This window comes from Psychrobacillus sp. FSL H8-0483 (assembly GCF_038637725.1).
Classification (GTDB): domain Bacteria; phylum Bacillota; class Bacilli; order Bacillales_A; family Planococcaceae; genus Psychrobacillus.
The window spans coordinates 1,565,196-1,578,804 of sequence record NZ_CP152052.1 but is presented as its reverse complement, the minus strand read 5'-3'; the positions used below and the strand labels follow the sequence as shown (position 1 = coordinate 1,578,804).

Annotated in this window: 13 protein-coding genes and 1 riboswitch; of the genes, 1 reads left to right on the top strand and 12 read right to left on the bottom strand. The window is 35.4% G+C overall.

Annotated features, from left to right (window positions below):
* The 3 genes from MHB48_RS07355 to MHB48_RS07345 form a co-directional block, all read right to left on the bottom strand.
* Positions 1-591, bottom strand: coding sequence for a LysM peptidoglycan-binding domain-containing protein (locus tag MHB48_RS07355; RefSeq protein WP_342600840.1), 591 nt, complete (start codon positions 589-591; stop codon positions 1-3).
* Positions 592-674: 83 nt separating this feature from the next.
* Positions 675-2,093, bottom strand: a complete 1,419-nt coding sequence (locus MHB48_RS07350; protein ID WP_342600839.1) for a RecQ family ATP-dependent DNA helicase — start codon at positions 2,091-2,093, stop codon at positions 675-677.
* A complete protein-coding gene (locus MHB48_RS07345; RefSeq protein WP_342600838.1) occupies positions 2,086-3,120 on the bottom strand; it encodes a helix-turn-helix domain-containing protein in 1,035 nt (344 codons plus the stop codon). The genes MHB48_RS07350 and MHB48_RS07345 overlap by 8 nt, the downstream gene beginning before the upstream one ends.
* 111 nt (positions 3,121-3,231) lie before the next feature.
* Here MHB48_RS07345 and MHB48_RS07340 point away from each other — a divergent pair, with 111 nt between their 5' ends.
* Positions 3,232-3,480, top strand: a complete 249-nt coding sequence (locus tag MHB48_RS07340) for a ferredoxin (protein WP_340919491.1) — start codon at positions 3,232-3,234, stop codon at positions 3,478-3,480.
* Positions 3,481-3,843: 363 nt separating this feature from the next.
* On the opposite strand, the gene MHB48_RS07335 is transcribed toward MHB48_RS07340, so the two are convergent.
* The 9 genes from MHB48_RS07335 to MHB48_RS07295 form a co-directional block, all read right to left on the bottom strand.
* Positions 3,844-4,437, bottom strand: a complete 594-nt coding sequence (locus MHB48_RS07335) for an ECF transporter S component (RefSeq protein ID WP_342600837.1) — start codon at positions 4,435-4,437, stop codon at positions 3,844-3,846.
* A gap of 154 nt (positions 4,438-4,591) precedes the next feature.
* A riboswitch (FMN riboswitch) is annotated at positions 4,592-4,723 on the bottom strand.
* 196 nt (positions 4,724-4,919) lie between these two features.
* Positions 4,920-6,203 (bottom strand): hypothetical protein, encoded by a 1,284-nt coding sequence (locus MHB48_RS07330; RefSeq protein ID WP_342600836.1) that lies wholly within the window; start codon positions 6,201-6,203, stop codon positions 4,920-4,922.
* On the bottom strand, positions 6,196-6,732 hold the full coding sequence (gene sigX, locus MHB48_RS07325; RefSeq protein ID WP_342600835.1) for an RNA polymerase sigma factor SigX: 537 nt from the start codon (positions 6,730-6,732) through the stop codon (positions 6,196-6,198). Before sigX ends, MHB48_RS07330 begins: the two co-directional genes overlap by 8 nt.
* 50 nt (positions 6,733-6,782) lie before the next feature.
* Positions 6,783-8,558, bottom strand: a complete 1,776-nt coding sequence (locus MHB48_RS07320; protein WP_342600834.1) for an ATP-binding protein — start codon at positions 8,556-8,558, stop codon at positions 6,783-6,785.
* Entirely contained in the window at positions 8,551-9,267 is a 717-nt protein-coding gene (locus tag MHB48_RS07315; RefSeq protein WP_342600833.1) for a response regulator transcription factor, read from the bottom strand. Before MHB48_RS07315 ends, MHB48_RS07320 begins: the two co-directional genes overlap by 8 nt.
* A 120-nt stretch (positions 9,268-9,387) precedes the next feature.
* Entirely contained in the window at positions 9,388-10,566 is a 1,179-nt protein-coding gene (gene ccsB / locus MHB48_RS07310; RefSeq protein ID WP_342600832.1) for a c-type cytochrome biogenesis protein CcsB, read from the bottom strand.
* Between the two features lie 4 nt (positions 10,567-10,570).
* Complete coding sequence (locus tag MHB48_RS07305) at positions 10,571-12,220, bottom strand: cytochrome c biogenesis protein ResB (RefSeq protein WP_342600831.1); 1,650 nt, start codon at positions 12,218-12,220, stop codon at positions 10,571-10,573.
* A 13-nt stretch (positions 12,221-12,233) separates the two neighbouring features.
* Positions 12,234-12,770: a thiol-disulfide oxidoreductase ResA gene (gene resA / locus MHB48_RS07300; RefSeq protein ID WP_340919472.1), complete on the bottom strand. Its 537-nt coding sequence runs from the start codon at positions 12,768-12,770 to the stop codon at positions 12,234-12,236.
* 95 nt (positions 12,771-12,865) lie between these two features.
* Positions 12,866-13,603 carry a pseudouridine synthase gene (locus MHB48_RS07295; protein WP_342600830.1) on the bottom strand — a complete coding sequence of 246 codons (738 nt, stop codon included), beginning with the start codon at positions 13,601-13,603 and terminating at the stop codon, positions 12,866-12,868.
* Positions 13,604-13,609: the final 6 nt, after the last annotated feature.

The following is a 13,609-nucleotide window of genomic DNA, read 5'->3' as shown; positions in this document are numbered from 1 at the left end:
TTATGGCAGAATTAATTTTTGACCAACGGAAATTTCATTAGATGATAAACCATTTGCGTCCTTAATTTTTTCTACTGCATCAGGATTATTATAATAGTTCATAGCTATTCGATAAAGTGTTTCTCCTTTCCCTACAGTATGTGTGTTAGCTTGAACTTGTTGACTGGTTTCTACTTGAGTTTCCTTTTTTTCTTCTAGATTTTCTACATTTTTTGTCTCTTCTTTTTCTTCTGTTTCAGTAGTTGTCACAGGCGTTTGTTCTACGCCTTCAGTATTTTCATCGACAGTTTCTTTCGCTTCTTCCTGTTTACTTAATCCATTTGAAATTGTTTTAGTTTCCATTTGGATTATTCCAGGATCGGTAACTTCTTCCTCTTCCGGTGTGAAGAAATAATACACATAAATGAACATGAAAATGGGAATTAAGATAAAAACACCAAATAATGTGGGAATTAATACATTTTTCGACTTTTTCTTCGCCTTTTTCGATGAATTAGATCTTCTGCTTCTTCTTAATTCAGTAGAATCATCTTCTAAACTGATTGATTGTCTATGTTCATCAATTTTTTTCTGATAGTCATCTTGTTTCATTTTAGTCTAACTCCATTTCTGCCTTCATATCTACTTCTATTATGCCGAATTTTGTTGAAAATGTAAACTTATCAAAAGTTTAACTAGTGGAGCAGTCTATTTAGTCTGTTTTTCCAATTTAACTCAATTTTTTCTATCTTTTGTTCTTTATCCATTTGAAAAATATCTTGTATATGAAGACCGCATTTAGAACAACAATGAACCGGCCTTTCCAACAACTGTTCATCGAAATAGTGTAATAATTGTTCTCTCACACATACCTCATTTTGAAGCATTGTGTATAAGCTTTGAATTTCTACCCACTTCTTTTGTTTAATGTTTTGAAATAAATGAATTGTTTCCTGTTCAGTTAACTCTTCCTTCCAATAATTTAAAATACGGGCAGTTGTTTCTGGAAGCTGTAATTCTATTCCCTCTAATTGGTGTTGGTAGGTCAATCGAATATCAGGTTCACCTGGAAAATCTTGCATTGCAACATAAAATGCTTGTTCTACATCTGAGTTCGTATAAATGATGGAAGCAATAGACTGCTTACCGTCGCGGGCAGCTCTACCTACCTCTTGCATATAGCTAGCAATAGAAGTTGGGATATGATCATGTATAACTTGTCTTATATCTCCTTTATGTATACCCATCCCGAAAGCATTTGTAGCACAGATCCAATCCAATTGTCCTTGCTGAAACTGCTGTTGAATTAATATGCGATCGTCTTGATCCATTTTTGCATGATAGAACGCAACACGAATTCCCCGATTTCGTAGCTCCTCTGCATAAAATTCTGTTTTTTTTCGGGACTGTGTATATAAAATACCTGGTCCTCTAGTGGAAGTTATCCTTCCAAATATCCATGTTATTTTTTCTTGTTGGTTATCTACCTCTCGGGCTTCGTAAGCAATAGAAGTACGGTCAAGCGAATGGATATATTCATATGGACTTTTCATTAATAACGTCGATTTAATATCTTCTACTACATTTTTAGTTGCAGTAGCAGTCAGTGCGAGTACAGGAACATCTTTAACATTTTTTAGCGATTTCGATATTCTTAAATAATCAGGTCTAAAATCAAATCCCCATTGCGAGATACAATGTGCTTCATCGGCTACAATGTAGGCAATAGGAATTGCAGATAGCGCTTTGTTAAAACGTTCGTTCTGTAGCATTTCAGGCGAAGTAAAAATAAACTTATAGACAGCTAAATCCCTAAGAACAATTTCTTTTTGGTCATAAGATAAAAATGAGTTAATGGCAATAACTCGTTTCTCTCCCATCATTTTAAGTTGTTCTACTTGATCTTGCATTAACGATAACAAAGGTGAAATGACAATGACAGTTCCATCCATAAAGTAAGCCGGCAACTGATACAGCAACGATTTCCCCATGCCAGTGGGTAAAATCGCAACTACATCCTGTCTTGCAAGAACTTGCTCGATTACTTCTTTTTGACCTTCTCTAAAAGAAGTGTAACCAAATTTACTATGAAGTACTTCAGTCAACTTATCCATGCACTTCTTCCCCTTTTGTTAAAGCGAGTCTTATTTGAAAATAACTTAAATCCGAAGCATTTTCCCGAATAATTTTTAATTTTTTCGTTTTTAATTGTTTAGATATATCCAACACTCTTTGAAGTTGCTCAGATGTTATAAAAGAATAAATAGGAAACATTTGATTAGCGGAAACAATTTCAATGACATGGTCTTCAATTGTATTTAATTTTAAAAAGCGCATTTGTGCAATTTCATCGATGGTATATCCTTTTTCAAATAATTGACTTGTTTTCGATGCGGAATCAGTTAAAGGAGTGAGGACATAAATATCTTTCGATAGTTCATACAAATCCGGAAATTTCTCAGCAGTTATATCGCTCAACAGGATATGCAAACACTCAATAAATTGGAACTTCATATCTAAAATTGTTGAGTTTTGTTCCTGCGCAAGCTGCTCCCAGGTCAAGCCGCTTTCTTTATATCCACTTAGTCGATACACAAACAAGGTGCGATGTATTTCTAATAATTTTGGATTTTCGAGAAGTAGCATAAGTTGATTCTTAAATTGGGAACCATAAGTCGAGGATTGGAAATTTCTCTTTAATAAAAATCCCCTCACAAAATGATGTATAGCGTTATCTTTTTGGTTTGGTATAAATCTTTTCTCATTTGCCTGGAAATGGGATAATGTTTGTACGGTAAGATCCAATCTCCTCCAGAAAATATGTTCATTACCCCTTAAGTCCCATCCATTGTAAAGATTTTCTCTCATCGACTTGATTTGCCCAAGTCCTTGTTCGGTAATAAAAATAAACGCTTCTTTCACTTCTATAAGATTTTTGGAGAGAAGTGTTGAAATTTCGACATTATATTCTTCTTTAGATAGTTTAGGATAAAGAGAGAAAAAAGGATGAAGGTCAAAATAAGTAACATCTTGTATCGTCTGTCCTGATTTCTTTCCTTTTAATAGATAATATGGTGCCATGGAAGACCGTTCTCCATTAAATTTATGTATGATTACAAGTAAAAGTTTTTGAAAATACAATTGAAATACCTCACATTTATAAAGTATTTTTGTTGAAAAGTAATGAAAACATCTTTAGAATGAATACGATAGCTAATTCGTGTAAGTAGGTAAAAAGGAGAGAATATAATTATGGCTAAATATACAATAGTAGATAAAGATACATGTATCGCATGCGGAGCTTGTGGAGCAGCTGCACCAGATATCTATGATTATGATGATGAAGGAATTGCTTTCGTCATTTTAGATAATAACATGGGTACGACGGAAGTTCCAGAAGAACTGCTAGAGGACATGGAAGATGCTTTTGAGGGCTGTCCAACAGATTCCATAAAAGTAGCAGACGAATCATTCGAAGGTGACGCTTTAAAATTCGAATAATACAAAACGAAAGGTCGTTTCTCTCCATTAGAGAAACGACCTTTCGACTTGATGACAAAAGTATTTTTTTAAACGGTTATGAATAATAAATAATCCTAAAGAGGTTGCTTTATCAAATTAAAAGTAAAAATAGTGGATATCTAGAAGGAATTGTTTATAAGGCAAGGACCACCACGAAGACTCCTGTGGGAACAGCTTGAGCAGAAGACCCCGCAGGAACACAGTGACGAGGAGGCTGAAGCCAAGCCCACGGAAAGCGAAGTGGTGGTCCTTGCCGAATTTAATATCAACTCTATGCACCCAAAATTGAGTTTGTCTACAGTCTGAAAGGTCGTTTCTCTCCATTAGAGAAACGACCTTTTTTTAATTTACATTAGGAAGTTGAAATGAATGTGTTACTTTATCCAGCAAAGGTTTCATTCGCTTAAATAAAACAATCATAACAATTGTCACTAAAATACCTTTTATTAAGTTAAACGGTAAAATACCGAAAATTATTGTATTGAATAATGCTGTACCTGTTTCCATTGGAAAATTTAAAAAATAGGAATACATTGGTAAGAATACATAATAATTTAAAATACTCATGCCAAAGGCCATCGAAATTGTTCCTGCTCCTAAACCAAACGCAATTCCTTTAGAAGATGTAACTTTACGATAAATTAAATAAACCGGTGTTAAAAATAAAATACTTGTTACGAAGTTAGCCATATGTCCTACTGGCACACCAGTTGGACTACCTGCGAACAGCCAATCTAACACATTTTTCAAAAATGCAACGAGTACTCCTGCTATAGGTCCCATAGTGATTGCAGCAATTAATGCTGGAATATCACTGAAGTCCACTTTCAAATATGCAGGTAAAACAGGTAACGGAAACGCAAGCAGCATTAATACAAAAGAAATACTACTCAACATAGCGATTGCAATAAGCATTCGCGTCTTACTTTTAATCATAAATCCTCTCTCCTTTTGCGATTCACTCCACAAGAAGAAAGGTTCAGATCGTTTGTATAACTCAGAAAATCCCTTAAGCGGTTATTTGCTTAAGGGAGTAAAAGGTACACTTAAATAAGCGTATCCGTATAGAGCATACGAAAAACGACTGCACCTTCACCTTCTCCCATCCAGACTATACTGTCGGCTTTGGAATTTAACCAAATCCTGCCTTAACGGCTCGCGGGCTCAAGAAAAAAATTCTATTACCGCCGATCGGGAATTACACCCTGCCCCGAAGATGAATCAATATTTTGTTGTCCTTCAAGCTATTTATCTTGAATTAATAACATCTTAACAAAATAATGGAGGAGATGCAATAATACTGTTTCATATTTTAGTAGAAGGCTCTGTTAAACGATCATGATGTTATGAACGAAAATCTGTTCGCTTTCCGATGAAAAAAATGCTACCCCTAAGTTATTTAAGGGTAGCATTCTCAGCTATTGTTTTGTTTGCAAGATAAATCCATTAGGACCTAGTGGTTTAGGAAGTGTCTTTGTTAAATCAAATTCCTCCCATTGCTGCTGGACAATATTTTCCAGCTTCACTTCAGTCTCGAAGCTAGCAGCTGTCAAAGCGAATGCTTCTATCATCAGAGTTGCATCTTTTCGATCCAATGTTGTTAAGTCTAGAGGTTCATCAAACTGAATAACAGAAGTCCCATTGTCATCTCTATAGGAATAAGTAACTTCATTTGGAATAACAGGAATGTATAGATCGCTCTCTCGTTTCTTCATTTGATCAAATGCCTCAGAAATTGTTGTAACTTCATTTACATTGGAAGTTAAATACGTTTCACCGTTCAAAGCTACATATTTGTGATAGTAACGTCCATTTACACCTGTTAAAGGGGTAGGTTCATCCAAGGGTCCGAACTGATCCCAAACGCTAGGAGTTCCATCCTCGTTTAATCTAGCTAACCAATCAAAGTCTGCAAAAATTTCATTTATTGAAGTCCAGTAAGGAATGGACGTGCCAGAAGCTGTATCATAGCCATGACCTTCTGGTAAATAATGCTTTAACACATTTTCCTCTGCAACAAAATAACCTTTGTATGGATGATAATCATTAAATCCTAATGCCTCTTCATCAATCATTTCTGCATAGCGTTCATACAACTGTAGACTATTTGGCGTTATACCAGGAAAATCAATAGCTATTTGTTCTTTTGGAATTATAATGGTCACTGGAAGCGAATATGCATTTTCCACTAACGAAAAGTGGAATACCGTTCCTCCATTTAAACTATCTCCATATACAGCTGTTGCGGCAGTATTAAGTGGTATCAACTCTACTGGAGACTCAACAATACTAGCCATTGTCGTCATTTCATTTGCTTGTTCTTGTTCTTGTTCTTTTGATTTACTATCATTGGTCTCTATTGATTTATCTTCCTCTACACTTTCTTCTGTTACATCCATAGAACGCATACTTTCTTCTTTTGAAGATCGGTCAGCCTTACTTTCTTCTTTCATCGTCGTTTCTTCATTTATATAAGAGGAGACAAGAAAAGTTAACAAAATAACGGAAGCAACTGAAACGACTAAAGGCATCCATCTAGATACAGAGCCGCTAACTTTATTTCTTTTATCTTCAATCTTGTGACCTTCTAGTTCTGTTTGTACCCTCATTAACACTTCTTCCTTAGGACGATGATCTGTAAATTTGGGCATGTTACTTAAAAGCTCATCTAAGATGCGATCTTCGTTTTCCATGTTACTCATGATGAACATTACCCTCCTTTTCTTTTACAGATAACCGTTGACGAAGTGCTTTTACTGCACGATGCTGTGTTGTCTTCACTTTACCTTCTGTCCAATTTAATATTTGGGCTGTCTCCGCAATCGAAAGCTCTTGAAAATAACGCATAATAATGACCATCTTTTGGTCACCCGTACATTCATCTAAAGCAATCAGTAAAGTTTTCATTTCATCATTTAACTGCACTAAATCTTCTGGAAGCATGTCTGTAGAAGCGAGCTGCATGGTCTCCCAATCAAACGAATCAAACAATCTTTTCTTCCTAACCGCATGTTTTCTAAAATGATCAATTGCTACATTCTTAGCAATTGAAAATAACCAGGTTTTTTCCGAACTTTTTCCTTCGAATTTACTATAAGCTCTTAACACACGAACATATACCTCTTGGACCAGGTCTTCCGCAGTTTGTCTATTTTTCACTAAATAGATCAAAAACTGAAAAACGTCTTGATGATAACTATCATACAAGCGGTGGAAAACGGAGTCATTCATATGCTCCCCCCGTTCTTTCAATTAGTCGTTTCATGTACAGTTTTGTTTCACTAACTTAAAGGTAATTTAATAACGAATGTCGTCCCAATGCCAACTTCGCTTTCAACAGACAAAGAACCATTATGTCTTTCCACAATATTTTTAGCTATTGCAAGTCCAAGCCCAGTTCCACTCTTCCCTCTCGTTCTTGCTTTATCTGCTTTGTAAAAACGTTCAAATACATACGGAAGGTCTTCTTTCGGAATACCATATCCTGTATCCGCTACTTCAATCGTAATTTGCTGATTTACATGTGCTAATTTAACCGTGACGGCCCCGTCATCTGGTGTATGTCGAAGAGCATTATCTATTAAATTAGTAAGAACCTGCTCCATGCGATCTTCATCAATTTGTAAATAAAGTCCTTCTGATAGTGTATGTTCAAACGCCAATTGTATATTTTTTTCTTTTGCAATTTGATCAAACTTTTGAGTAATACGTTCAATCGTTGGAATAATGGAAACTTCTTCTTTGTAAATACTTAAATACCCGGACTCCAATCGAGCTAGATCGAGTAGCTCTGTCACTAATCTTCCCATTCGTTTCGACTCATCATAAATAACACGTATCATTTCGTTTTTGTCTTCTTCTGTCGTTACTACATCATCTATAATTGCTTCACTATATCCTTGTAACATGGAAATAGGTGTTCTTAGCTCATGCGAGACATTAGCAATAAAATCGGATCGCATCTTATCCAAACGATGTTGTTCCGTCATATCTCTAAGAACTACTACTGCTCCACGAACAGAGTCTTTACTATACAGAAGACTAATAGAAACGGAGAAATAGGCTCCTTTAATCTCTAATTCTTCATCTATTTCTTCCTCCAAGTTAAATACATGATCGAGTAGATGATGTAACTCTGCAGGCAAATGGGAATTATTGGTTGTTTCATTGTTAGCATACCATTTTTGAAAGAGCTGGTCTGCTTGAGGATTACTGACAATAACTTTAAAATCTTTGTTAAATGTAATGACAGCATCTGTCATAGATGTAAGAATACTAGAAAGTTGTTCTTTTTCTTGATTAATCACTTCCACATGGTGCTTTAACTGTCTTCCCATTCGGTTAAAAGCAGAGCCCAGCTCCCCAATTTCATCTCTTTGAAGATATGGAACTTTCGTTTCAAAGTTTCCTTTTGCTAATTCCAATGCTGCTTCTCTCATACTTCGCAGAGGAGATGTAATTCGAGAGGTTAAAAAGAAGGTGAACATAGTTGTTAATAACAATGCAATAAAACCAGATAAAAAGACTATTTTTGTCGTACTATTTGAAGTCTTATTCACTACTTCTAAACTTTGATAAATAAATACTGCTCCATGTTTTTTTTTGTCCGATTCTAAAGGAGAAGCAAGAATAATATAGTTTTCCATCCGATCTTCAAAAGTCATGGAAGGCATAAGCGTCTTTTTAATAATCGTTTTATCAGAAGTATAGATTTTAGCAAGATCCTTATCATCTAAAATCTTGTCTTTAATTACGTCTTTATTTAGTCCTTCATGGACAGATAAAAAGACAGATTCGGAGTTTCGGACAATTAAGGCATTCGTTTCAGAACCCAAAATATCTTGGATGATTTCCAGGGAGTCTTCTACTTCATCATGCTGTTCCACTATCTTCCCAATGGTAGCAGCTTCTTGTCTAAGTGACTCCTCCGCCTGTTGCGTATGGAAATCTTCCAAAAATTCCAGCATTAATACCGTGACTATAAACAACACAAATAAGACGAGAAGCAATATGGTTCCCCATAGCTTCCCGACAACACTATTCCAAATTCTATTCATTGACTACCTCAAATTTATAGCCTACACCCCAAACAGTCACAATCATCTTCGCTGATTTTTCGGATACTCTGTTTAACTTCTCTCGTAAACGTTTCACATGTGTATCTACTGTTCTCAAATCTCCAAAGAAATCATAATGCCAAACTTCTTTTAGTAATTGTTCACGATCGAATACTTTATCAGGTGCTTTCGCTAAGAAATAAAGTAACTCATATTCTTTCGGAGTTAAACTTACCTCAACACCATCAGCAGTAACACGATGTGCATCATGATCAATGGTAAGATGTGGGAATACTACGATATCTTTCGAGACTGAAGTCCCTTGCGTTGGAGAAAACGCAGATGATCGCTTGATAAGAGCTTTTACACGTAATACAACTTCTCTTGGGCTAAAAGGTTTTACGATATAATCGTCTGCCCCTAATTCAAAGCCTTCTACGCGGTTTGCTTCTTCCCCTTTTGCTGTTAACAATATGATTGGGGTTTCTTTATGCTCTCTTAGCTCAGTAATTACTTCAATACCATCCTTTTCAGGCATCATGATATCTAATAATATACAATTATATTCATTTTCTAGTGCAAGTTGTAAAGCAACCTCACCATTTTCTGCTTCTTCTACAGCATAACCTTCTCTTTCTAAGTACATTTTCAATAAACGACGAATACGTTCTTCATCATCTACTACTAAAAGTTTTATCATTTCAGACATAGATTATCATACCCTTCTTCAACATCTAATATATATTGTACAGTTACTCTTACTAAAATGAAAGAAAAGCTCTTAACTCTTTAGTATAAGAGTTAAGAGCTTTTCTTATAAATGTAACAATTACGCGTAGGAGTGAAGCCCAGCAATAATTAAGTTGACAGCAATTAAGTTAAACATGATAATGATAAATCCTATTAATGCAATCCAAGCTGACTTCTCACCTTGCCAGCCTTTTGAAAGACGAAGATGCAAGAATAATGCATAGAATAGCCATGTAATAAGTGCCCACACTTCTTTTGGATCCCAGCCCCAGAAACGTGACCAAGCTTCATGTGCCCAAATCATTGCGAAGATTAGTGCACCTAGCGTAAATACAGGGAAACCAATCAATACAGCCCGATATCCAATTTCATCCATTAGCTGAGAGTTCGCCTTTTTAGCCAATGGTTGTAAGACAGCAGCAAGACGCTTACGTAGGATTAATCTTAATAATAAATAGATAACTGTACCAAATAAAATTGCCCAAGTAACGGTTGTTAATTTCTTTGCGTTTACAAGTGGAGGCATCTCAGCAAGAGGCTCAAATGCATTTTCAGTAAGTGCTACAGATTGATTCATACCAAATAATGCTGGCATATTATATTCAATCGTATGCTCCGTTTCGTCTTTACTTACATATGAATACTCTGCTTTATAATCTGCAATTGCAAAACTTGTTTGTGCTACAACAAATCCAACAACAAGTATTAGCAGATACATTACAGCTTCAATCCAAAATCGTTGTTTCGTTTTTTTCGTCATATCAATATTTTTTAATAACCAAATAAACCCTGCAACCGCACTAATTGCTAAAATTGATTCACCTAGTGCTGCCGTAATTACGTGAATCGTTAACCAATAACTCTTAAGTGCAGGGATTAACGGTGTAATTTCTTTAGGGAACATACTCGCGTATGCAATGATTAATACTGCAATTGGTAAAGCAAATAGACCAAGAGCAGGCGTTTTATAAATAAAATAAATTAAAATAAACGCACCTACAACCATCATTCCAAATGCAGTTGTAAATTCAAATAAGTTACTAACTGGCGCATGTCCAGCTGCAATCCATCTAGTAATGAAATATCCTAAGTTGGATACAAATCCAATTATCGTTACAATAATCGCCATTTTTCCCCAACGAGCATAGGACTTAGTTGATTCTGAACTAGAGGATCTAACTGCACCACCAAATAAAAATGTCCCTATTAAATAAGCTACGAATGCAATAAATAGTAAATTACTACTTAATGAAACCATCTTGTTATACCCCTTCCTCTTTTTCCTCTTTGGAATCTATGTCTTGTTGATCTTCATATTGTGGGAGATTTGAAACTTTTGAAACTTCATCTAAATCCTTTTTAACACTGAGCCAGTTTTTATTCGTATGGGCTGCTACTACAACTTGTCCATTTTCTAGTAGCTGAATCCAAATACGACGATGGTTCCAATAAGACCCTTGTGCTACCCCAATCATAAAGATAAGACCGCCAAGTGCAAGAATAGGAAGTGTTAAATCTTTTCGAACCGTTAATCCTGAAACGTCTCTTGTTTCTACGCTTTGGAAGGCAATTTTATGTTTGTTTTCTCCAAGCGGTTCCAAAGTTTCTTTAATCATAACGAAACTAGTTTCACCTTTAGGATATTCAGGACTATACATTTTCACTAAAAATGCCGGATTGTTTGGAATTGGCGACTTTGATTGTGGCACGCCTTCTTCAAAACCAGTAAAGTCAGCATAGTAATCTAGAATTTCAACTTTATAGCCATTTTGCAATTTATATTCGGTTTGAGGATTTGCTAAATCAATTGTAAATTCCCCAAACGAATCTGCCGTTTCTTTGTCCTGTAACTGGAACGTCATTGATTTCAGTTCATCTAGACGGAAATCCATTTGAAAAACAGAAAAATGATCGAATTTCAATGGCTTATTTACTTGAATAGATTCTTCTTTTACAAAAGCCAAATCTTCTGGTTGTCCTGCAACTGCATCTTCTGGTCCTTTATACAAAGCGACATCTGATTGATAGTTCTTTGCTATGCTACCAACACGATCTAGAGCAGCGCCATATACTTCTTCCGATTCTTCCTTCGTATAAGTTTCATAAATGAATTCCTTACTTTCTAAGAAATAACCATCTGTTTTTGGAATATATAACGTTTCTCCTTCACGTAACCACATTGTCTCATCTACATAGAAACCTGGTAGTGCTCGAAGCATGACACCAAATAAGAACAATATAAGACCTAGATGGTTCACATATGGGCCCCAGCGGGAAAAACGACCTTTCTCAGCTAAGATAGCATTTCCTTCACGTTTCACTTTATAGCGCATTTTTTTCAACTTTTCTTCCGCTTGTTCAATAGATTTGATCGGAGAATCCACTTCTCCCGTTCCATAAACACGTTGGCGAGTCAAAAAACTAATATGTCTTTTGGTTTTCTGTTTTTTAAGTGATTTATAAAGCGGGATAACTCTATCTAAACTCGCAATTACCAAAGAAATACCTAACATTCCAACTAGTCCTTGGAACCACCAAGAGCTATACAAATCGGATAATCCAAGCTCGTAATAAATTGTTCCAAAAGTCCCGTAAATTCTTTCATAATATGCTGCAATTTCTTCTTCATTAACTGCGGGTACATAAAACACTTGAGGAAGTATAGTACCAATTGCTGCTGCAATTAAAATAGCTACAATTATCCACATACCTACTTTTACACTCGAAAAGAAATTCCAAATTTTATCAATAATTGTTTTGTTGTATGTTTGTGATCGTCTGGCAGATCCTTCATACCTCATATCTACCAATTTCTTATCTTTTGTCTCTTGATTTAAAGGACGCCCACAGCTTTCACACAATTCTGTGCCAACTGGATTAACATGTCCACATGTACAAACTATCTTGTCCATTTATAAGACTCCTTTAGGAAGGTTTAATTTGTTCCATAAAATTCGCTATGTCTTGCTCTGTCATTTCACCTTTAATAATCTTTTCAATTTTCCCTTCAGGATTTATTAAAAATGTTGTTGGCAAAGGGTCGATATTATATGATTCCATCACGCTCTTATTTCGATCGATTGCAATAGGAAATGATAATTTATAGCGATTCGCAAAGCTATTTACTTTTAAATCTGATTCACCAATATTAATTGCAAATGTTTGAACTCCTTGATCTTTGTATACATTAAATTGATTGTCCATAGCAGGCATTTCTTTGGCACATGGCTTACACCAAGTTCCCCAAAAATTTAAAAATACCCCTTGCCCTTTATAATCAGAAAGTTTATGTTCATTACCTTCCATATCAACTAATACGAAATCCGGTGCTTTATCGCCAACTTGTAAAACTGCATTTTTATCTTTTGTCAAGTTTGAATATACAGTAAATACAATAGCAATTGTAAGCACTACCAAAATAAAAGTTCGAATATAAAATCGTTGCTTTTTCGATTGAGCCACTCTTTTTCCTCCAGTCCATGCATAATCGTCAATATTATACCAAAATAAACCTATCAGAAAAGGACTACATTTGAATGGTTTGTGAACTTTTTAGATCAGTTACCTATTTTCCCAGTTTCAGCTAACACGCGAAGCTGTTTTATTTCATGTGTTGTTAATTCGCGCCAATCACCAGCATTTAGGCCATGTAATGTTAAAAAGCCAAATCTTTCGCGTTTTAATTTTTGCACAGGAAAACCAATAGCATCAAACATACGACGCACTTGTCTATTTTTTCCTTCATGAATGGTTATCTCTACTATTGCTTTATTCGTTTTTCTTTCTCCGGATAATAACTTCACTTTAGCAGGAGCCGTTTTTCCATCTTCTAAAACGATTCCACGCTCTAAAGGTCTTAACTGTTCTTTCAAAGGAATTCCTTTTACTCTTGCAACATATGTCTTATCCACTTTAAATTTTGGATGCGTTAATGCATACGAAAAATCGCCATCATTCGTCAGTAGTAATAAACCAGATGTTTCGTAATCGAGTCTACCAACTGGGTAAACACGTTCTTTTATATGCAGTGGTAATAAATCTGTCACTGTTTTCCTACCTTTGTCATCTGAAACTGCTGATATTACACCTCTTGGTTTATAGAGTAAATAGTACACTTTTTGTTCTTTTTCTAATTTTACTCCTTCAACTTCTACCGTATCCGAATTCGAAACTTTTGTTCCTAGTTCCGTAATAACTTTTCCGTTCACTTTCACTTTTCCTTGAAGGATTAATTCTTCCGCTTTTCTTCTCGATGCTACACCTGCATGTGCAAGTACTTTTTGTAATCTTTCCAACACATT